21 protein-coding genes are annotated in these 20,623 nt (G+C 61.6%); 7 read left to right on the forward strand and 14 right to left on the reverse strand.

Features of this window, described 5'->3' with window-relative positions; all coding sequences use genetic code 11:
* Positions 1 to 106 precede the first annotated feature (106 nt).
* On the reverse strand, positions 107 to 1,225 hold the full coding sequence (locus FAZ95_RS28690; RefSeq protein WP_137335841.1) for a porin: 1,119 nt from the start codon (positions 1,223 to 1,225) through the stop codon (positions 107 to 109).
* Positions 1,226 to 1,363: 138 nt separating this feature from the next.
* A complete protein-coding gene (locus FAZ95_RS28695; protein WP_137335842.1) occupies positions 1,364 to 2,002 on the reverse strand; it encodes a hydrolase in 639 nt (212 codons plus the stop codon).
* 199 nt (positions 2,003 to 2,201) lie between these two features.
* Between FAZ95_RS28695 and FAZ95_RS28700 the strand changes: the two genes are divergently transcribed.
* Complete coding sequence (locus FAZ95_RS28700) at positions 2,202 to 3,098, forward strand: LysR substrate-binding domain-containing protein (protein WP_137337648.1); 897 nt, start codon at positions 2,202 to 2,204, stop codon at positions 3,096 to 3,098.
* 131 nt (positions 3,099 to 3,229) lie between these two features.
* Here the strand turns inward: FAZ95_RS28700 and FAZ95_RS28705 are convergent, their stop codons facing one another.
* The 3 genes from FAZ95_RS28705 to FAZ95_RS28715 form a co-directional block, all read right to left on the reverse strand.
* A complete protein-coding gene (locus FAZ95_RS28705) occupies positions 3,230 to 3,637 on the reverse strand; it encodes an OsmC family protein (protein WP_137335843.1) in 408 nt (135 codons plus the stop codon).
* A gap of 371 nt (positions 3,638 to 4,008) precedes the next feature.
* Positions 4,009 to 5,550 (reverse strand): tetratricopeptide repeat protein, encoded by a 1,542-nt coding sequence (locus FAZ95_RS28710; RefSeq protein WP_137335844.1) that lies wholly within the window; start codon positions 5,548 to 5,550, stop codon positions 4,009 to 4,011.
* A 359-nt stretch (positions 5,551 to 5,909) separates the two neighbouring features.
* Positions 5,910 to 6,944 (reverse strand): SGNH/GDSL hydrolase family protein, encoded by a 1,035-nt coding sequence (locus FAZ95_RS28715; protein WP_137335845.1) that lies wholly within the window; start codon positions 6,942 to 6,944, stop codon positions 5,910 to 5,912.
* Between the two features lie 470 nt (positions 6,945 to 7,414).
* Here FAZ95_RS28715 and FAZ95_RS28720 point away from each other — a divergent pair, with 470 nt between their 5' ends.
* Positions 7,415 to 7,819, forward strand: coding sequence for a hypothetical protein (locus tag FAZ95_RS28720; RefSeq protein WP_137335846.1), 405 nt, complete (start codon positions 7,415 to 7,417; stop codon positions 7,817 to 7,819).
* A gap of 257 nt (positions 7,820 to 8,076) precedes the next feature.
* Here FAZ95_RS28720 and FAZ95_RS28725 read toward each other — a convergent pair whose 3' ends face one another.
* On the reverse strand, positions 8,077 to 8,967 hold the full coding sequence (locus tag FAZ95_RS28725) for a LysR substrate-binding domain-containing protein (RefSeq protein ID WP_137337649.1): 891 nt from the start codon (positions 8,965 to 8,967) through the stop codon (positions 8,077 to 8,079).
* Positions 8,968 to 9,069: 102 nt separating this feature from the next.
* On the opposite strand from FAZ95_RS28725, the gene FAZ95_RS28730 reads away from it, so the two are divergent.
* Positions 9,070 to 9,660, forward strand: coding sequence for a LysE family translocator (locus FAZ95_RS28730; RefSeq protein WP_137335847.1), 591 nt, complete (start codon positions 9,070 to 9,072; stop codon positions 9,658 to 9,660).
* A gap of 2 nt (positions 9,661 to 9,662) precedes the next feature.
* Complete coding sequence (locus FAZ95_RS28735; protein WP_137335848.1) at positions 9,663 to 10,046, forward strand: cupin domain-containing protein; 384 nt, start codon at positions 9,663 to 9,665, stop codon at positions 10,044 to 10,046.
* A 31-nt stretch (positions 10,047 to 10,077) separates the two neighbouring features.
* Here FAZ95_RS28735 and FAZ95_RS28740 read toward each other — a convergent pair whose 3' ends face one another.
* From FAZ95_RS28740 to FAZ95_RS28760, 5 genes are all read right to left on the reverse strand, one after another.
* Entirely contained in the window at positions 10,078 to 11,298 is a 1,221-nt protein-coding gene (locus tag FAZ95_RS28740) for an MFS transporter (protein WP_175425799.1), read from the reverse strand.
* Positions 11,299 to 11,490: 192 nt separating this feature from the next.
* A complete protein-coding gene (locus tag FAZ95_RS28745; RefSeq protein WP_137335849.1) occupies positions 11,491 to 12,447 on the reverse strand; it encodes an AEC family transporter in 957 nt (318 codons plus the stop codon).
* A gap of 74 nt (positions 12,448 to 12,521) precedes the next feature.
* Positions 12,522 to 13,391: an alpha/beta fold hydrolase gene (locus tag FAZ95_RS28750; protein WP_137335850.1), complete on the reverse strand. Its 870-nt coding sequence runs from the start codon at positions 13,389 to 13,391 to the stop codon at positions 12,522 to 12,524.
* A 2-nt stretch (positions 13,392 to 13,393) separates the two neighbouring features.
* Positions 13,394 to 13,723, reverse strand: coding sequence for a DUF4148 domain-containing protein (locus FAZ95_RS28755; protein ID WP_137335851.1), 330 nt, complete (start codon positions 13,721 to 13,723; stop codon positions 13,394 to 13,396).
* 92 nt (positions 13,724 to 13,815) lie between these two features.
* The gene (locus FAZ95_RS28760) at positions 13,816 to 14,802 is read right to left on the reverse strand and encodes a LysR family transcriptional regulator (RefSeq protein WP_254700327.1); all 987 of its coding nucleotides are present in this window, start codon (positions 14,800 to 14,802) and stop codon (positions 13,816 to 13,818) included.
* A gap of 363 nt (positions 14,803 to 15,165) precedes the next feature.
* Between FAZ95_RS28760 and FAZ95_RS28770 the strand changes: the two genes are divergently transcribed.
* The 3 genes from FAZ95_RS28770 (at position 15,166) to FAZ95_RS28780 (ending at position 17,527) form a co-directional block, all read left to right on the forward strand.
* Complete coding sequence (locus tag FAZ95_RS28770; RefSeq protein ID WP_137335852.1) at positions 15,166 to 15,708, forward strand: 2,4'-dihydroxyacetophenone dioxygenase family protein; 543 nt, start codon at positions 15,166 to 15,168, stop codon at positions 15,706 to 15,708.
* Positions 15,709 to 15,831: 123 nt separating this feature from the next.
* The gene (locus FAZ95_RS28775; RefSeq protein ID WP_137335853.1) at positions 15,832 to 16,647 is read left to right on the forward strand and encodes an alpha/beta fold hydrolase; all 816 of its coding nucleotides are present in this window, start codon (positions 15,832 to 15,834) and stop codon (positions 16,645 to 16,647) included.
* A 103-nt stretch (positions 16,648 to 16,750) separates the two neighbouring features.
* A complete protein-coding gene (locus FAZ95_RS28780; protein WP_137335854.1) occupies positions 16,751 to 17,527 on the forward strand; it encodes an enoyl-CoA hydratase/isomerase family protein in 777 nt (258 codons plus the stop codon).
* A gap of 12 nt (positions 17,528 to 17,539) precedes the next feature.
* On the opposite strand, the gene FAZ95_RS28785 is transcribed toward FAZ95_RS28780, so the two are convergent.
* The 3 genes from FAZ95_RS28785 to FAZ95_RS28800 form a co-directional block, all read right to left on the reverse strand.
* Positions 17,540 to 18,079 (reverse strand): carboxymuconolactone decarboxylase family protein, encoded by a 540-nt coding sequence (locus tag FAZ95_RS28785; RefSeq protein WP_137335855.1) that lies wholly within the window; start codon positions 18,077 to 18,079, stop codon positions 17,540 to 17,542.
* A gap of 345 nt (positions 18,080 to 18,424) precedes the next feature.
* Positions 18,425 to 19,057 carry a LysE family translocator gene (locus tag FAZ95_RS28795; protein WP_137335856.1) on the reverse strand — a complete coding sequence of 211 codons (633 nt, stop codon included), beginning with the start codon at positions 19,055 to 19,057 and terminating at the stop codon, positions 18,425 to 18,427.
* 194 nt (positions 19,058 to 19,251) lie between these two features.
* Positions 19,252 to 20,604 (reverse strand): epoxide hydrolase family protein, encoded by a 1,353-nt coding sequence (locus FAZ95_RS28800; protein WP_137335857.1) that lies wholly within the window; start codon positions 20,602 to 20,604, stop codon positions 19,252 to 19,254.
* Between the last annotated feature and the right edge of the window lie 19 nt (positions 20,605 to 20,623).

Genomic DNA, 20,623 nt, shown 5'->3' on the forward strand with positions numbered 1-20,623 from the left:
AGTGGTCGGACGATGACGGCGGTAGAGGGCGGAAGTGTTCCTCTGTGTCTCATTGAAGGAACGATGACTGCAAATAAAACGCGTATGGGTTTGCGAAGGGGCGCTTTCAGAATTTCGTCTGCAACCCGATGCGCGCCAGTGTCTGTGAACGGTTGCTCGCTGCCGCACCGGGTTGAAGCAGCCCGTTGATCCACGCTTGCGTCGTGGCGGAGTCGCCGCTGGCACGCTGATAGACGGCCTCGACGTACGCCATCGTCCGCTCCGAAAAGTGGTATTGCACCGCTGTGGCGATCTGGTGCGCGGCATTGTTATCGAGCACCTCGTTTCCCTTCATGTACTGGTAGTCGAGTCCGGCCGACCAGGCAGAGGAGATCGTCCAATAGGAGCCTGCCTTGTAGACGTCGATCTTTGCGCCGCTCGCCGTGTTCTTCGTATTCGTGTACAGCAGCATGGCGAGCACGCTGCCGAACTTGTAGTGCGCGCCGGCGCCGAAGTTGCGGATGCCGTCATGACCGTTACCCAGTTCGGGATATTTAGCCTCGATGTACGCGACCCCGACGCCAAGCGGGCCGTTCTCGTAGTTCATGCCTGCGCTGATCGTCGAATTGGCGGAAAACGAACCCGCGACGCCACCAAAGCCATACAGCGCGCCAAAACTGAATCCCTCGAGGGATGGGCTGCGATACTTGACCGCGTTCGCCACACGCGTTGCGCCGGCCAGGCGGTCGAAGTCAAACGAGCCGGTCGGATTTTGCGGCACGCCCAGCGAGCTGAACGGTCCCTGGCGAAAATCATAAAGTCCGCCAAACAGGAAGGCGCCGTCGAAGAGACCGAGCGTCAACGTGTCGAACATGAAGTCGTACTGGTTGCCGAACGTCACGGCGCCAAGCCGCTCATCGGACAGACCCACGTATGCCGTTCGATTGAAGATCTGACCCGCGCCCGGAATGGTTGCGCCACTGCCGAGATCGAACTGCGAAGTCAGATTGAATACGGCCTTCGTTCCGCTGCCGAGATCCTCGCTTCCGCTGAACGTGAGCACGTTTGGAGCAAAAATCCCGCTGTCGAACTGCGTCACCGAGCCGCCATGCTGGTTGTTCACATAGGTCACGCCGCCATCGATCATGCCCTGCAATGTGACACTCCCCTGGGCGTACGCGCTGGCGTGGAAGCATGTCGCGCTCACGCAGCCGGCCAGGCCTATCAGCGCGGTCTGTCTCTTCATGATGATCGCTTCCCTGTCGTCGACGCGTCACCGCTGCGAGCGGGACTGAGCGCCGTACCTGGCACGGCGTGGTCGAGGGTTCGCCGGAGCTTGCGGATACGCGCGGACGGTAGCACAACCGGCCGCGCGCGTGACAGGTCAGTTCTTGTCGTACGAGAACTGGATGCCGGCCGTGCCGCCGGTTTCGATGAACAGGTTGATGAACGCCGGTACCGTCTCGCTGCGTGCCCAATCGCGTTGCAGCTCGCAGAACAGCTGGGCGACACTGATCATCTTGCCGCCTGCCTGTTCGATACGGCGCAACGCAGCTTCGTGCGCTGCGACGGACGTGCCGCCGACCGCGTCGACGACGACGTATACCTCGTAGCCTTCCTTCAACGCGTCGAGTGCCGGAAACGTCAAGCACGCTTCCGTCCAGAGCGCGGTCATGATCAGCTTCTTGCGGCCGGTTGCCTCGACGGCCTTGCGGAATTCGACGTCTTCCCACGAATTGATGCTGGTGCGATCGTAGGTCGGATAGTCGTCAAGCACCGCGCGCAGTTGCGGGATGGGTGGCTTGTTCAGGCCAGTCTTCACGTTGACTGTCGAATGGACGATCGGCAGCTTGTAGGCGACTGCGGCCTTGGCGGCGCCCACAATGTTGTTGACCAGCAGTTGGCGATCCATCGACGCGATGGAATTCACCTGGACCGGCTGGTAATCGATGACGATGAATGCCGCGTTTTGCGGTGTGAGCAGATGATCGTTCGCGGGGTCGCGAATGGTTTCGCTTGCCATGTTTGTCTCCAGAAAACTGTGCAAGAAGTGAAAGGCGATCCTGAGGATCGGTGTGTGATGCATAGCCATGCTATGCGGGCGACGAGCCGGCTTGAAGCCTCGAAAACTGCCGACTGTGTTCTATGAGCGGAACAACGACGATCCGTTGGTGGATCTTGATGTCTTAAGATGCCTTTATTGTTCTGCCGAAGGAACAGTAATGGACGACCTAAACGACATTTTCTACTTCGTGAAAGTGGTCGACAACCACGGTTTCACGCAGGCCGGACGGGCGCTCAACATGCCCAAGTCCAAGCTGAGCCGTCGCATCGCCGAGCTCGAAGCGAGATATGGCGTTCGCCTGCTCAACCGGTCCACGCGCCATTTCTCGATGACGGAGACGGGACAGGAGTTCTACGAACGCTGTGTCGCGGTGCTCGTTGAAGCCGATGCCGCCCGCGAGGTGATGGAGCGTAGGCTTTCCGAGCCTCAAGGCGTGGTGAGGATGAGTTGCCCCACGACGCTGCTCGCGTACCGTATAGGGAATCTTGTCGCCGACTTCATGACGCAATACCCGAAGGTGCAGATTCTTCTTGATGCAACGAATCGTCGGGTCGATGTTCTTGGCGAAGGTCTCGATCTCGCTTTGCGAGTTCGCTTCCCGCCGCTCGAAGACAGCGGGCTCGTCATGCGCGTCCTGTCTGGCAGTCCGCAGCGTCTGGTTGCCGCGCCGGCGCTCGTGGAGCGGCACGGGAGTGTCGTGCATCCCGCAGATCTGTCCGGCATGCCGAGCCTCGATTGGGGCCCGCAGCGCGATCATGCGTGGGCTCTTGTCGGACCGGACGGAGCGGAAGCGCGGGTGAGTCACGCGCCGCGCTACATCACCGACGACATGACCGCGCTTCGGCAGGCGGCCATGAAAGGCGTGGGCGTCGTGCAATTACCGTACATGGTCGTGGAGGATGCGCTCGTAAAAGGCACGCTGGTCGACGTGATACCGGGCTGGAAACCCAAAGGGGGGCTGGTTCATGCCGTCTTTCCGTCACGTAGGGGACTATTGCCCGCCGTGCGCCTGCTGATCGACTATCTCGCCGAACACATCCAGAAAGACGAGTGATGTTTCGTCACGGGGTGACCGGCTGAGTCGCGCGCATCGATCGTTCCTTCGATAGATCAGCGTGAACTGATGTAAGCGCTCGAACAAAACCAGGCGCGGTATCTTCGACGCGGGTGGCACTGACGCTTGCGTCATGCAATGCGCAGCGTCGTGTCGATGCGCGTGCCCCGCTTGATGAAGAGCGTGACCGGCGTCTTTTCGCAGATTTCGGCAAGGCGCGCGCGTTGCGCCTCTTCAAGCGGTCCTTCGACCGCCACGCCGCGGCGAATGTACTGGATCCCGTCGTGATCGGCATGCAGGCTGACCTCAACGGCGATCGTGGCGGCCGGCCACGTCTTGCGCTGCATGTACATACGCAGCGTGGCGGCTGTGCACGCGGCAAGCCCGGACAGCACGAACGCGAATGGCGCGGGGCCGCGATCCTGGCCGCCTTCGTGGGGGCCTTCGTCGCCCGTCAGCGGGTGGCGGCCAGCCTCGATCGCGACGACGTAGTTGGGCGCGTCGGTCGCAAGGCGAGCAGTGGCGGAGGCGAGCGGCATGGGTAACTCCTCGGAGTGGCGCGATCAGTTGAATGGCATGATGCTGCGGGCTTCGCCAGGCACATGCGGTACCCCGGCTCCTCGCATGAATATGCGGTAATGCTATGCCATCATCCTAAGCCAGTCGCGTCCCAGGGGCATTGGTGAGGCGATCAAATCGGTCGGCGAAATGCTGCCGATTGCGAAGGCGCTGGGCTTTAAGGAAGATCAAAATGCTGCCGACGGCTGGGCTTCCCTCTAAGGCGCTTGCCGAAGCGGTGGAATTGCCGAACTATCAGTTCAACTCTCAGCGCGGCGAGCGTCGGTTCCACCCCGGACACCGGACCGTCAAGGCGTCGACAGCTCTATACCCGGCACGAGAGGACGTCGACTCACCCCTCCGGCACCCCGGCCTTGCGCATCCCGTCATAAACACGCTCGCGCAGGGCCAGGAATACCGCGTTGTTACTTGGGGCGAGGTCGCGGAACTTGGCGACGCTGAAAGTGGGATCGATCCGTTGCCCGACAGCGCACGCCTCCGCTGCTTCAGCCTCGCGGCCCGCAACCGCCAACGCTGCAGCCAGGAAGAAATGGTTAAGGTTGTGGTGCGGATGGAGTTCGACCGCCTTATGCAGCGCTTCAACTGCGTCAGCGGCACGGCCCTGGTAGAGGTCAGCCGCTCCGATGTAGAAATGCCAGTGGCTCAACTGAGGATCACGTGGGCTGAGGCGGATCGCTTCGGCAACATGAGCCTTGGTCTCCGCGGGTCGCCCAAGAAGGAGTTTCATGAACCCGGAATAGGCGTGAGCCAACGCCAGATTTTGATCCAGACCGATGGCGAGCTCTAACTCGCGCAGCGCCCGTTCTGGCGCGCGCAAACGAAGTAACACCGTAGCCCGGGCGTAGTGCGCCAGCGCGTTATTGGGTGCCCTCATCAGCGCCTTCGCTGTTGCCGCATCGGCGACACGGATCTGCTCGCTCACATCGAGAGAGACGAAGCTTCGGCGCTCCAGTTCGTAACTCTCGGCTAGTCCGACCAGCGCATCGACGTTCCCGTCGTCGAGGCGCAACGCCGCCTCGAAATCGGCTCGTGCTCGACGCGCGTCGTCCAATGAAGAGGGTTGATTTATGATCGCCCAGCCGCGCATCGCAAGGTCCATGGCGTCCATATTGTCCGGCCGTTCGCGCTCTGCCCGGCGACCCTCGGCCGCGACGAGTTCAATGCCGACCATGCGAGCAAGCCTTGCGGTAATCTCGTCCTGCATCTCGAAAACATCGGCGCGCTGTTTGTCAAAGCGCTCAGCCCAAAGATGCGCTCCCGTGCCGGCGTCGACGATCTGAGCGTTGACGCGCACGCGACTGCCGATGCTCTGCACGCACCCTTCCATGACATACCGCACACCAAGCTCACGCCCTATCTGTCGTGCATCTACCGGCTTGCCCTTGTAGGCGAGGGCTGAATTGTGTGCGATGACAAACGCCCCGGGAATGCGGGAGAGATCGGTGGTCAGGATTTCGGTGACGCCATCGGCGAAGTATTCCTGCTCTGGATCGCCGCCAACATTGGCAAAAGGCAGAACGACGATGGAAAGTCGTGGCGCCCGCGATGCACACCAATCCCCCGGAGACCGCTGACTGTCGGCGATCAGACGCGTCGCACCGGGTCCTGAGTGCGCGGTATATCGTTGACGGCTTCGATACAGGACGTCCCACACTATGATCGTAATCCCAGCAAGAACAATCTCGACCCGGACATCGAGAGCCAGCGGTAACAGGCGGCGCACGTCTGCGGGCGACGCAATCTGATGGACAAACCGGGCGATCCACACCTGCGGCGCAAAACCTGTGATGGCGATGATGATGCCTGCAACAGCCCAGCCGCTGACCATTCCTCGCAGCGTCATCGACAGGCGCTTCAACGTTCGAATGGACATTGCCGAATGCATGGGATGCGAACATCGCTAGCACGAAAAGCCTTAGCCATCCTGAGGCTCAATCGTCGGGTTGCTTCGGGGGCAGGCATCAGACGCTCTGTTCCCGACTGGATCGTTGAAGAGCGTCTCACGTCCTGAAAGATAGGTAGTGAGATCCGACGAAGCAAGTGACATGGGGCAACGTCCTGGGTCGGAATGTACTAAGCGCACATCTCATTACAGTGCAATTAAGTTAGCGAACGACACCTCATGGGCTGCACTCGGCCCGATGAGGAAAATTGCAATAAGACTGGTCCTCTGCCCACTCGATAACCCGGACGCACAAACGGCGACCCCGTTCAGTGGACAGCCATTCGACGCTAGTGGCCGGGATACTGTGCCAACGTACGCACCGCCAGTTGCGCAAGCAACGCGTGTACTGCCTTCGTCGGGTGGATGCCGTCCCAGAAGAAATAGTCGTCAGGTTGTTGGCACGTAAAAGGCGGCGTGTCAGGGGTTACACACGGATTAATGTCATTGGTGAAGCCGAAGTCGCCCGGCGATTGGAAGATGGTCGCCATCTCGCCGGTGATGTCCATTTGCGCAATTTGAATGCCGAGTGCCGCCGAAGACGAGACGATTTGGGCTAGCCCCTGATTGAACCCGGCCACCAGGTTGAAGGCGACGCCCGCCGCGCCGGGGATGGCCTGGACAGCAGGCACCAAATCTATCCTTGGCGCATTCCAGATCAGAAACTTGTTTGCCCCAAAGTGGTGAAGCGTTTGAATACTTTGCGCGATACCGTTCAGTGAACTAGTCAAGATGGGATTCGCCGCCGCAGCAGCCTGACTTTGACTGCCCGTTTTCAGGAGCACGGTGAGATAGGCGGCGAGGGCGTCCCGAAGGTCGTTACTTCCCATTTCGATGACGTACAACGCGTCTGACGGAGCGATCTGGTTCACATCCTGGAGAAATCTCGTCACTTGATCCGGCAGATTGACCGTGTGCGGAAACGATGTGGCTCGCGCTCCGCCCACCGCATAGTTGCGCGCCTTGCCGCTGCTGCTCTGGAACGCTGGCTGGACGTTCGAGGCCAGCCCTGTACCTTGAGCGAACTGCTCGATCCATGTAGCACCGTTGCTGAAGTGGTGCCCCCCCTTTGCGTACGGGGCGATCGGCACCAGCGACTCGTCGAGGGTGTCATAAGGCGGCGTGCTCTGGATGACGTTACCCCCGAGATTCATTCCAGCCGGTGGGTGAGCCAGCAGCGCGAACGCATTGCCCGGGTCGGAAAGGCTGGTACCGAACACGACGATGCTGCTGAATGTCAATGCGGCGCCTGCGACGCAAGGGAGCAAAAGGACCATCGCAGCTACGAGGATATGCACCCACTTCTGCCTACGTGCGTTCGCCATGTTCGTTCACCTCCATCATCTGGACCGGAAGTTCGAACCCTCCGATCTCGACGGCTATTGCAACGGGTCACGTACCTATATGTCTGTTTTCTTACGCGTGCCGGGCCATCTGTTAGCCGCCCGCCCAAAGTGGCTACGCACTTTGTTCAGGGGCAAGCGGAGTCACAGCGCGCCAGCGTGCCACGCTTTATCTTGATTCTCTAATAGGTGTTCACGCGCTGCCGATCGAGCGCGAATAGTGCGCATCGTGGCGCACGCGTCGCTCGAAGATGGCATCAAAAATACATGCGTGCGTCTTCAACATAGGTGGCGCGGCACGAAAGGGCAGTAAGTACAACCCCGGATGAAGTTCGCGTCACAAAGCGGCACTCGTAACTCCGATCCCGATCATTACGATTCCGGCGCCGAATTCCAAGTTCTTCACCAACCTGGGACCGAGCGTCTGCACGTCGCCGGCCGTCGATTGCACTATGTCCGCGAAGCTAATCGCCGGAACCCACGTAATCATGCTCAAGGCCACAAATTCTGTGGGTGTGTCGAGTACCGCGACTGTGACCGTGCAGGCGCTGTCAGGGAACGACTACCCGACTGTCAACATCTTGAGCTACTACGACGGCGATTACAATTTCGCAGCGGGGAATGTCGAGACGCTGGTCGGGACTGCAACGGATCCCGTTGACGCGACCCTGCCGGATTCCGCTTTCGTTTGGACCGACAGCACGGACGGCTTGCTCGGCACCGGCAAGACCATCAGCGTGGTTCTGTCGGGCACGCCGGGAGTGTTTACAGACCATTTGGTCACTCTCACCGTGACGAACTCCGCCGGGCACAAGGGAGCGGCGTCCCTGCACCTCGGGGTGGGAACGATCAATTAGTGCTTCGCCCCGTCACCCGGCTGCTTGCACGGGCCTGCTTCCGTATGGATCGGCTGCGGCCGGCCCCCTAGCAAGTATGAGCGACTGAATGGCCGTTCTACACTTGAAGGCTGCCGCCGGAACCGCGCTGAGTTGAATGGCGGTTCCGGGTCGTACTGCGACGCTTCCATCCGGCTGAGCGCGACCACGAAGAGCCGTACGCGAGAACGCTCCAAACGATTGCAATTGGCTCTACAACGTCCCATCAAACCCCAGCGTCAAGCGATTTTCGCCAGCCGCGAGTGCGGAATAGCTGCGTTGTTCGACATCGATTCGCGCACGTAGCGCGCAAATTCCAGCGCCGCCGGCTGTGCCGTCGAGGGCAATCGCAGGCAGATGGCAAACGGCGGCAGTGCAGGCAAGCCGGCCGCGTGCGGCTCGATCGTTTCCAGATCGGGCGGCACTGTCGAGACGAGCCAGGCCGTGATCGCAAGGCCGGCGCGCACCGTTGCGGCGGTCGCCTCGATGTTCCCGCTTTCGAACACCGTGCGCCAAGGGATGTCTTCGTCCGCAAGCGCGCCGAGCACCACCGGACGGAACGCGCAGCGTTCATCCACCATCGAAAGCGGCAATGGCCGCTTCTGCCAGATATCACAGCCGCGCCCCTTCACCCACACCAGTGGCTCGATGCGGATCACTTCCCCTTCGGCTTCACTCGCGACGTATTCGACCAGCGACACATCCACGCGTCCGCCGTTCAGCGCTTCGCTGAGTTCCGGCGACGTCGCGCATACGAGCGAAAGCTCGACGCGCGGATGTGCTTCGGCGAAGGCTTTCATCGCGGGCGCGAGCGGTGTCACGAGATCGTAGGGCACGCCGACGCGCAGGCCGCCCTGCAGCGACTGAGCGGTCATGTCGGCCCAGATTTCGTCGTTCAGCCGCAGCATCTGTCGCGCCTTCACAAGAAACTGCTCGCCTTGGCGCGACAACTCCAGCTTGCGCGCCTTGCGCATGAACAGCATGCAGTCCAGCCCATCTTCGAGTCGTTTGATCTGCTGGCTGACGGCGCCCTGTGTCATGTGCAGCAGATTCGCGGCGACCGTCATGCTGCCGCTGTCGGCGACGGTGACGAAGGTGCGGATCAGATCGAGGTCAAGGTTTCGGGTCATCGACGCATTAAGTCGCGTAATGGATTGCATCAATATTATTGCCTTTTCGGATGCCCGGGCAATCCGTACAGTGCAAGTCACGATTCCCCCGGACATGCGCCGATGAGCTCGATCCTGCCGCTTCTCCTGTTCGTCGCCGTTGCGACCCTCACGCCCGGCGGGGCCACGATGCTCGCCACCGCGTCGGGCGGGCGCTTTGGCTTTGCGCGTTCGATTCCGCTGATGCTCGGCATCGCGATCGCGCTCGCCTCGCTCGCCGCCGTCGCCGCGCTAGGCCTTGGCCAGCTGCTGCTTGCGATACCCGCGCTGCAGACGGCCGTGAAAGCCCTCGGTTCCGCGTATCTGCTGTGGCTCGCGTGGCGCATCGCGCGAAGCGGTCCGCCGAACGCCGGCAACGGCCCCGCGCGGCCAGTCACGCTCGTGAGCGGCTTCTTGCTGCTATGGTTCAATCCGAAAAGCTGGGCCATGACGGTGGGCGCCGCGGCGTCCTTCGCTCTGCTCGCAAGCAGCCCGGACCGGCTCGCGCTGTTGCTCGGCACGGCGTTTGGTCTCGCCGCATGCGTCTCGCTCTCGCTCTGGTGCGCGCTCGGCATGCTGCTCGCACGGCTTTTTCGCACGCCGCTTCATTGGCGCATCCTCAATCTTGCGATGGGCGCGCTGCTCGCCGCGTCCATCATTCCTACCTGGAGGTAAGCGTGTCAGTCCATCCTTTTGCCGAATCGTTCGAGCTGGAAGCCGCGTTCGGCGACGTGTCGGAATATTGGTCGCCGAAAGTCGTGGCGCAGGTCAACGATCAATACGTGAAGGTCGCGAAAGTGCGCGGCGAGCTCGTGTGGCACGACCATGCACACGAGGACGAACTGTTCTTCGTCGTGCGCGGGCATCTGAAGATCGAATACGAAGGCGGGCGCGTCGTCGATCTGCCCGCAGGCTCGATGCACGTGGTGCCGCGCGGCACGCTGCACAACCCGGTTGCCGACGAGGAATGCTGGGTCGTGCTGATCGAGCCCGTGCAGACGAAGCACACGGGCGACGTCGAGTCGCCGTTGACGAAGACGATCGACGAGCAGTTGCGTTAATCACCCTGAGCTGTCGTAATGAGCAAGCTATTCAGTCATGCGAAATGATTGATTGCGCGGGCTTTTCGGCAAACAGAAATCGGCCGAGTGCGAGCAGCGGGAAGAGCATCCCGGCGACCGCGACCCAAGTCCAGCCACCGTGCTTGTACAGCATGCTCGCGATGGCGGAGCCGACGGCGCCGCCGACGAACACGCTCGTCATGTAGATCGAGTTCAGGCGGTTGCGGCTGTTCTGGTCGAGTTGGTAAATCTCGCGCTGGCCCAGGACCAGGTTCATCTGCACCGCGAAGTCGAGCAGCAGGCCGGTGCCGACGAGCCCGAACACGCCGAGGCCGGGAACCAGCATGGCGGGCAGATAGCCGATCGCCGCCAGCGCGAGCGCGAAGGCTGTTGCGCGATGCGTGTGGCCAGCGTCGGCGAGGCGCCCGGCGAGGGGTGCAGACGTCGCGCCCATCGCGCCGACCAGCGAGAACACGGCGACCGCTGTCTGCGACAGATGGTAGTGGTTCGTCAGCTCGATCGGGACCGCGGTCCAGAACAGACTGAATGAACCGAACAACAATCCCTGGTACAGCGAGCGCTGGCGCAGGACGGGCAGCGTCGTGACGAGGTGCTCCAGAGAACGGATCAGTTCCAGATAGCTTGCCGAATGGCTGGGGCGCCGGTTCGGCAGCGTCAGTGCCAGCAGCGCCGTGACGATCGTCATCACGACTGCGCCGAAGCCGAACACCGCGCGCCACCCAAAGTGTCCGGCGATGAAGCTCGAGATCGGACGCGAGAGCAGAATGCCGAGCACCAGCCCGCTCATGATCGTGCCGACCACGCGGCCGCGCGTCTCGGCCGCTGCGAAATGCGCGGCGAGCGGAATCAGCAGCTGCACGGCAACCGACGTGAAGCCGATCAACAGCGAGATTCCGAGAAAGAGACCCGGCTCGTCCATCGTCGCAGCGGCAGCGAGACTCGCGATCGATAGCACGGCGCTAATGATCATCAGCTGCTTGTTTTCGACCAAGTCGCCGAGCGGCACGAGGAAGAACAGCCCGGCGGCGTAGCCGATCTGCGTGAGCGAGACGATCAGGCTCGCGGTGCCTTCGGACATGTGCAGGTCCGGCGCGATCAGCGAAATGATGGGTTGCGCGTAGTACAGGTTCGCGGCGATCGCGCCGCAACTGAAGGCGAACAGCAGGATCAGGCTGCGCGCCATGGTCGGCGCGGTGCCGGCGCGGGCCAGGGAAGCGAGGTGGGTGCTCATGGGGCTCAGTCTCGTATCGGGTTGACGGGCAATAAGTGGCGAGAGCCTGCCGCGACTTGCGATGACGCCAGGCTGCCGATCAAGTGCAGCGGATGGCGAAATTCTCGATGTGTTTGCGGCAGGGCAGAAGACAGGTCCGGGCAATAGATTTCATTCCCGGGCGGAATACCGGCGCGTTCGCCGAAGGGCGCGCTACAGGTGTCCCAGCAAGACGATGGTGACGCTCAGCGTCACGGCGGATAGAAGGCTCGAAGCGACAAGCGTCGTTCCCGCAGACGCGTCGCTGACCCCGTACGGCAGGCCAAAAAGGATGCCGAAAGAACCACAGGGGATCGCCGCGAGCAGGATCGCCTGTCCGGCGATCGCCTTCGGCACGGCCAGCAGGCTGACGAGCGCCAGCGCAATCAGCGGTTGCACGACGTTACTCAGCACAACGCCGAAACCTGCCTGCGCGTCGAACCTGAACGGCTGTACCGCGAGCACGAGCCCAGTCGAGAACAGAGCGAGGCCGGCCGTCGTGTTTCCGATGATGCTGAGCGACTGGGACAGGAGATCGGGCAGCGTCCATCCGCAGAGCGACACGAGCACGCCTCCAATCGGGGCGAGTACGACCGGCTTGAGGAACGTGTTGCGCAACGCCTTGACGAGCAATCCATCGGTTTGCCGGGCTTCGCTCGAGCGGGAGGGTGCTGCGGAACGCGCACGTTCGAGCAGAAGGAGCGCCGCGGGCGACATGACGACTGCCGCCGTCGTGACGGCGATGGCGACCGTCAGGTCGCTCTCCGGGCCGTACACGGCGCGCAGTAACGGCAGACCCACCGACGCGAAATTCGGCATGCCGATCGTGACGGCCCTCACGGCGGCGGTGGCGGAATCCGACTTGAACACAAAGCGGGAAACCAGCAGGGACACGAAATAAGGCACCAGCATCACGCCGACCAGCACCGCGATCAGCACGGCATGCTGGGCAAGGCTCGCCCGCTGCATCCTGGCGGTGTAAACAAACAGCGCGAACGGCAGCGCATAGTCCACGAGCATCGTGTTGATCGACGATAGCGGCATCGCGCCTGGTTTGACTTTCCCGGCAAAGTATCCCGCTCCCATGGAGAACAGGAATGGGATCAGCGCACTAGCGATTTTGGAAATCATGATGGTGACCTCTGGGCAGGCCTGCGACGTGTCGCGACCACGCCATGCCTGGCGGTGGTCGCGGCCGATTGGCCTTAGCCTTTCCAACCTTGGAGAAAGTCGACCAGAAGCCGATTGACGACTTCCGGCTGCTCTTCATGCGGCAGATGCCCTGCACGCGCAATGGCATGGGTGACGACGTCGCGGGCCATGCCTTTCCACACGCTCGCCATATCGAACATCTTGCCCACCGCATAGAACTCCGCGCCCCACAGGGCGAGCGTCGGAGCCTGAATCAACACGTCCGCATCCTCCCTGTCCTGGGCGACATCGACGGCGTTGGCGCGGTAGTCCGCCAGGGCGCCCCGCACGGCTCCCGGTGCTTCGTAGGCGCGCACGTAGGTCTCGAAGGCCTCGCCCGAGATCGCGTGCGGGTCGTAGCACCAGTCGGAGAAGAAGTGCCTCAGCCACGCACGCTCCTTGCCCGCGATCAGGGCCTCCGGCAGATCGGGAACCTGATGGAACAGGAAGAACCAATACGCGCGCGCGATCCGTGCGTCGATAGACTGGGCGACGATGCGCGTCGGCACGTTGTCCATGACGACGAGACGATCGACCGCTTCAGGATGGTCCTTCGCAAAGCGCGTCGCGACCCGCGCACCGCGATCGTGGCTCACGAGTGCAATACGTTCGATCGACAGTTCGCGCAGGAGCGCCCGCAGATCGTTCGCCATCGTCCGCTTGTCATAGCCGGCGGCGGGCTTTTCCGTTTCGCCATAGCCGCGCAGATCCGGCGCGATGACGCGGTAATGCTGCGCAAGCACGGGGATCTGATTCCGCCATGCGTAGTGCGTTTCCGGAAAGCCGTGAAGCAGCACCACGGGCGCGCCTTCGCCCGCTTCGACATAGTGCTGGCGAATTCCGTTTGCCGTAATCGTGTGATGCGTGACCTCGAGCTGGCTCATGATCAGCTCCCGAAATAGACGGATTGCAAACCCGGGATCGCGGGGGCAGGGGCGGTGCGGCTGCCGGACGAAGTCGAGCCGGACGCCGGTGCGCCGTAGCCGCTGTCGGCTACGCTGCCTGTCTGCGAAGCGTGAAGGGCAGCGACGCGCTGCTCGGCCGCAAGCAATTCGGACGGGTACGTAGCATCGGAGGTCGTGCCGCGGTAGCCGGCTTGTTGCAGTTCGACCAGTTCAGCACGCACCTGCTGGCGAGTCAGGCCGGATTGGGCAAAGGCCGCGGCCGGTAGGGCGGTTGCGACGGTGAGCAGTGAAGCAATGAGGATGCGTTTCATGATCGATTCTCCAAGTGGGGATCCGGTCAGCGCGTTCGATGAGGTGAACGTCTACCGGTTGGGAATCAGTCTATTGAGCCGCATCCGTGCAATTAAGCCGGTGGCGCAGATAAAGATTTTTGATGGCGCTGCACGGAATCCGCGCGGGCCAGCGCCTCGATGCGCGCAATGGCATCGTTCAAGGACGACGAGAGCGTCGAGCGCAGGTGCTCGAGCAGCGTGCGGACCTTGGCATCGAGATAACGGCGCGAAGGGTAGACCGCGAACACGGTGAACGGCCTGAGGCGATAGTGCGGGAGCACGCGCACGAGCTTTCCGTCAACCAGATCGTCGACGACGGTGTACGTCGCGAGCGTGCCGATGCCGGCCCCCTGCAGCAGCGCTGCCCGCATCACATCGGGGACATTGACTTGAAGCGGCGACTTCGAAATCTTCCAGATCTGCGCGTCCGCCTCGCTTTCGATATGCCATTCGTCAGGCGGCGACACGGGCGATTCGAGCATGAGCAACGTGTGGCCACTCAGTTCCTCGCGCGTGCGAGGCGCGCCCTGGCGTTTCAGATAGTCCGGCGAGGCCACCATCACGGCGTATGCCGAGCCGAGCGGCTGGGCAACATACACGGAGTCGGGAAGCTCCGTGGCGGAGATCAGTGAGAGGTCATATCCCTCCTCGACCAAATTGGGCATGCTTTGTTCGATCTTCAATTCGACGAAGACATCGGGGTAGGCCTGCCGATAGCTGGTCAGCGCCGCGGCCACCACGCCCTGCGCAAGGCCTGGCGCGCAGTGCAGCCGTAACCTGCCGGTTGGAGACACGCCTGCGCCGCGGGCCTCGTCGGTTGCCGAATCGATGGCTGCGAGGATCGCCTTGGCGCGCTCGTAGAAACGTCCACCGGGTTCGGTGACGGAGAGATGCCGCGTCGTGCGATGCAGCACGGCGGTCTGCAACTGCTGCTCCAGCGCCGTGACCGTGCGCGAAACCTGTGCAGGCGTCGCGTTATTTTCTTTCGCGACGGCGCTGAAGGAGCCGGTTTCGACGACGCGGACGAAGATCCGCATACTGCTGACGATGTCTGCCATTGCGTTCCCGAACGAAGAGAGCACGCGTTGTTCCTTGGGGGGCTGGCTCGGAGACAACCTGCTCGACGTGCTGCCGCTTTTTCGCGCAGTCCCAAATCAACCGTGGCGGCGGCATCAACCGTTTTATGCCTGCTTGGAATGAATGTTATGTGCCTGGCGAATCTTCTGCCAGCGTGATCCCGCGCGCATGATCTGCCCATCACGAATTTCCCCGTATGAAGCAGGTCATGAGCAACTATACGAATCACATCGTTCATACCCAGTACGACCCGTTCATGAAGGGCAACGAGTGGACGAAGCCGGTAACGGCCGCCGCGTGAACTGCGCCCGCGACATATCGAAATTTTTTGGAGGTCTCGTAACATGACCAACACAACCGCAAGCAAGCCTGATGAGCTTGCTGTCCCCTATCAGCTGTCTCAACCCTCTGACATGTCACCCGACATCGTGCACCTGGGCGTCCTCGACAAGTGGCTGGAGGACGATAACCTTTGGGTGCCGATGTCGCCGACGGTGTCGTTCAAGCCGCTGCTTTTCAGCGCCAGCCAGGGCTATTTCGTCAATCTGCTCAGAGTGCGCCAGTCCGGCGTGCTCTCGCGCCACCGCCATACCGGGCCTGTGCACGCGATTGTTCTGAGAGGCAGATGGTATTACCTCGAGCACAACTGGGTTGCGGAGCAGGGTGGCTACGCGCACGAGCCGGCAGGCGAGACGCACACCTTGTACGTGCCCGAGGACGTAACAGAGATGATCACGTGGTTCCATGTGACCGGCGGCTACACCTACGTCGATCCGCAAGGCAACGCAGTGGGATACGAAGACGTGTTCACGAAAATCGAAGCGGCCCGCAAGCATTACGAAGAGATCGGCCTCGGCGCCGATTACGTCAAGCAGTTCATTCGCTAAGACGACTCGCTGCGTGCACGTTTCGAATGCCACGAAAGCGCGCACGAACACGCATCAAACGCGCGTCGGCGGCCGGGCACCTCGATCGCCCGCCACCACAGACCGCAACGGAGGATTTTCATCATGGAACGACGAACTGTTGACGTGGCTGGCGTACCGATCAGCTACCTGAGCGCCGGTGACCCGGCAAGCCCCGTCTTGCTGTTGCTGCATGGTACCTATTGGAGCCGCGTATGGCAGCCGGTGCTCGACGACCTGGCCGCCGCCGGATTACGCCCTATCGCGGTGGATTTCCCCGGCTCCGGTCGCTCAGGCGGCGAGCTGACTATTGAGGATGCGTCGATTCCCGCTCTGGCGAATTGGCTGCCGCGCTTCCTGGATGCGCTCGGTATCGCGGGGCCGGTGGGCGTTGCGGGGCACGACATCGGCGGGGGCATCGCGCAGCAGGTGTTCGTCGATGGAAAGATAGCGGTCAGCAAGCTCGCACTCGTCAACGCAGTGATGTTCGATTCATGGCCGGTGCCAGGCGTTGCCCGGTTCCGCGATCCGGCGGTGGCCGCTGCGACGACGACCGAGGATATCCTTGCCGCCCGTCGCAAGTCGGTCCTCACCGCACTGGCCAGGCCAACCACGGAAAGCGAGGTGGCCGAGTATCTCGAACCGTGGACGGAGCCGCGCGTTGCACGGTCGTGGCTCGCCTTGGCCGGTGCGGCGGACAATCGTTACACGATGGAGCTGTTGCCGCGCCTTCGCGCGTCGCAGACGCCCAAGCTGCTCGTCTGGGGCGAAGACGACAGCTTCCAGCTCGTCGAGCACGCGGAGCGCTTCGCCAAAGAGATCCCGAACACGCAGCTCGTCCGGATTCCCAAGGCGGGCCACATCCCCATGGAAAACGACGCTGTCGCCGTGGCTCGTGCGTTGGCCGGGTTCTTCGTCTGACGCAGGGCAGCAGGCGGAAGCGGTTGTCGCTCGTTGGCCCTTTCCCAGCTCGCGGATGGGGCTCATGAAAAGTTCAGCAAGGTACTCGCCATAGGAAAACATCATGCAAACGAATCCCGAAAACTATTTCACTGCCTACCGCAACCTGAAGATGACACGGGATGAGGACGGCGTGCTGGTCGTGCAATTCCATAGCGATGGCGGCCCGCTCACTTTTACGGCGGAGGCCCACACGGACGTTGTCGATGCCTTCTACCGGATATCGCAGGATCGTGCGAACAAGATCGTTATCCTCACGGGTGCAGGCGGCGATTTCATGACCGGGGTTGACTGGGCGTCTTTCAAGGACGTGTCCGATCCCGACATCTGGAGCCAGATCCACGACGAAGGCGTTCAGGTCCTGGAAAACATCGCCAATATACGCGTGCCGGTCATCGCGGCCATCGAGGGGCGCGCGCATATCCACTCGGAGTACATTCTGTTGTCCAACGTCATCGTGGCGGCAGAAGGCGCAACCTTTCACGACATGGGCCACTATGCGGCGGGTGTCGTGCCTGGCGACGGCATCTTTACCACCTGGAGCTATCGCGCGGGACCGGGGCGGGCGGAAGCTTTCCTGTTCAACGCGCAGCCGATTACCGCGGCAGTCGCACGCGAGTGGGGCGTGGTTGCGGAGGTCGTGCCAGACGGCCAGGCGCTTGACCGGGCACAGGAATTAGCGAGGCAGTATTTGAAAGCGCCTGAGGTGGCACGCCGCAACACGCGCGTACACTTTATTTGGCCCTTGAAGCAACGCATCGTGCAGGAAGTCGGCTATGGGCTCTCGCTCGAAGGCGCCTCCGCATCCGCCCTCGTGAAAGCCATGCAGGCGAAGAGCTGACCTTCATGACGTTTAGGCAGGAAACGTCGGCGCGGCAGGAAAGTCGACCGGTACGCGGGTTGTCGAGTGCAAATACGTGGTCACAGTCCTGTCGCCGATTATGACGATTGCATCGACAAGGTTTTCCTTCGTCCAGCCTGCGGAGAAAAACGCTTCGACGACGGGCGCATCGGCGTGGCCTCGATTAACCGTGATGTTGTGCACGAGGCGAGCAAGCACGTCGAGCTTCGAGTCGAAGCTCGCTTTGCCGCTCCGAATCTCGAGAATCTGTTCGTCGGAGAAGCCCAAGTTCTTGGCGATCATGGTGTGCGCCGCAAGGCAGTATTCGCAACTGTTGACCTGGCTGACGACGAGATCCACCACTTCCCGTTCTTTTGCTGAGAGGCTGCTTTTCGCGTTTCGGAAAGCGAGATAGTTGGCAAGTGCATTTTCCGAATGTGCGAGCGCCGCGTAGAGATTCGGCACGAAGCCGAGCTTGCTTTGAAGGCTGTCAAAAATGGCCTGGTTGGACGGGGATACTTCTTCGCGCTTTGGAACGTTAATCGTGGTCATGGCGTTCTCCAGGTTGTCACTTCGTCGAGTGAAGTTTTTGTTGATCAGCTGATCACCTAAAGAGAAGATGATGCCGGCGGCCGCAATGGCGCAGAAGACAGCATCGCTGCATAACTCTCATTCCTGAGAAGCATAAGTCGGAAGGGGGGTCCTGAGCCGATGGTCATCGGCCTGGGTTCGCCATCGCCTTCCATCGCAAGCTTGGATTTCTGGTGACGCGTGAGAACGACAAGGGCTTCGAGTTCTTTATCACACTGGATGAACTAGCCACGAAACCAGTGGTGCGGCGCGCGACTGCTCAGACGGCATCCCGCTTGGACTAACGCGCGAAGCCAGCGAAACCAGCTAGACGCGCGACGCCAGAAGTCTGATGCCGGCAATCCCGAATACGACGGCCAGGCATCCTTCCAGGACGCGACGGGTCCGCACGTACATCCTGCGAGCCGAATCCGTCGAAAACAGCATTGCATAACTGCCGAACACCAGACATCCGATCGCTGCACAGCCCGCAACTAAAGCACTATGGGTAGGCCCCGTGCCGTTCGACGAGAGAGCAACAATTGAAACCCACACGAGGATGGCTTTGGGATTGGTGAGGTGGAGCATCACGCCACGGGAGTAGACGCTCATCAATGTCGGTGTTCGTTCCGCGTTCAATACGGATGCAGCTGCAGTCGCAAGCGCATTGCGTCCGGATTTGAAGGCTAGCCACAAGAGATACAGACCACCAAAAATTTTGACTGCAATGATGAATTGCGAATAGGCGATCAGGGCAGCCGACACGCCTAGCGTTGCCACCGTCGCCCAAAACATTGACCCGGAGACGACACCGAGTGCGAACATCAACGCCGCTTTCCGGCCGTGACTGGCCGCGATGGACATAATCGCAAGGTTGCTCGGCCCTGGACTCGCGGTGCCAACGAAATACGCTGCATAGGCAAGCAGCAGGTTTGCCGAGAAATAGGCGTTTCCAGTCATGTTTGGTTCCGGAAATGGAAAGTCGCTCATTATCGGGCTTTGCCGAAACGAGCGGGAGTGGCAATATTGCCATCTTTCGCGGAGTATCAGACATGTGCGCCAGAGTTCGTCGAACGACGCGGGCGGATGGCGCCGTATGGCCGAAGCAAGTCAAGCGCCCGGGCCGCCTTCATGAATGCCTCGATTCGACCTGTTTAGGCGCGCAAGGGCCTTAACCCGGTGCGCACTTCGTTCGCGAAGATCATCGGTTCTTCCCATGCCGCGAAGTGCCCGCCCGTTTCGGGTTTGTTGAAGTAGATCAGGTTGTGATAGGCCTTTTCGGTCCAGCTCTTTGGCGCCTGGTAGTTTTCTCCCGGAAAAGCGCTCACAGCGGCAGGCACGTTGACGTCGGCCGCGAGGAAGAAATTCGCGTGCGACTCCCAATAGAAGCGCGCCGCCGAGATGCCGGTGTTGGTCAGCCAGTAAAGCGTGATGTCGTCGAGTATGTCGTCTCGCGTCAGCGCGCCTGACGAATGACCATTGACGGGATGACCGAGCACGGCTGCGGTCAATGCCGCCGCGGGCTGGCCATAGCCGTCGCCATGATCGAGGAGCCACGATGCAAGGGCGATGGGCGAGTCGGCGAGTCCGTACAGTGTCTGCGGGCGCGTGCCCATTTCGAGCGCGTATCCGCGCTTCCTCTTGAAGTTCGCGCTCAGTTGCTCATACGCATGCTTTTCCTCATCTGACAGGCCAGCGGGCGTCGGATCGCCCGCGACAAGCGACTTGAGAATGTCAGCCGGCACCGACGCGGGGAAGTTCACATGAATGCCGATCAGTTCGGGCGGCGCCTGTTTGGCCATGATGTTCGTGACAATGCCGCCAAGATCGCCGCCCTGCGAAGCAAAGCGCTCATAGCCGAGGCGCTTCATCAACGTGACCCACGCACGCGCGATGCGTTCCGGTCCCCAACCAGTCGTGGTCGGTCTCGCCGAAAAGCCGTAGCCCGGCAACGAGGGAATCACGAGATGGAACGCATCGGAAGCCGGTGCGCCGTAGGCGGTCGGATTGACCAGCGGGTCGATGATCTTGAATTGCTCGATGACCGAGCCGGGCCAGCCGTGCGTCACGATCAACGGCATCGCGTTTTCGTGCTTCGACCGCACATGGATGAAATGGATGTCGAGTCCGTCGATCTCAGTGATGAACTGCGGATACGAATTCAGCCGTGCTTCGCATTTGCGCCAGTCGTAGCCGCTTGCCCAATATTGCGCGAGTCCCTGAATGGTGGCGAGCTGAATCCCTTGCGATTCGTCGGGCACCGTCTCGCGATCCGGCCAGCGCGTGGCCTTGATGCGACGCCGCATGTCGACGAGCTGCGAGTCGGGGACGTGAACGCGGAACGGCCGGATCGCCGTCTTGTCGCCGTTCGCGGGTTCGGTGATCGTGCCGATCGCCGGGCTCGTTTCCGCGAAGGCGAGCCGGCTCAGCGAGCCTGCCGCGAGCGCCGCGGCGGCCACACCGACAAACTGCCGGCGCGATGAGGACTGGGGCGTGTCGTTTGACATGGGATCGCTCTCCTGGCTT

Origin of the sequence: Trinickia violacea, assembly GCF_005280735.1 — a bacterium.
Classification (GTDB): domain Bacteria; phylum Pseudomonadota; class Gammaproteobacteria; order Burkholderiales; family Burkholderiaceae; genus Trinickia_A; species Trinickia_A violacea.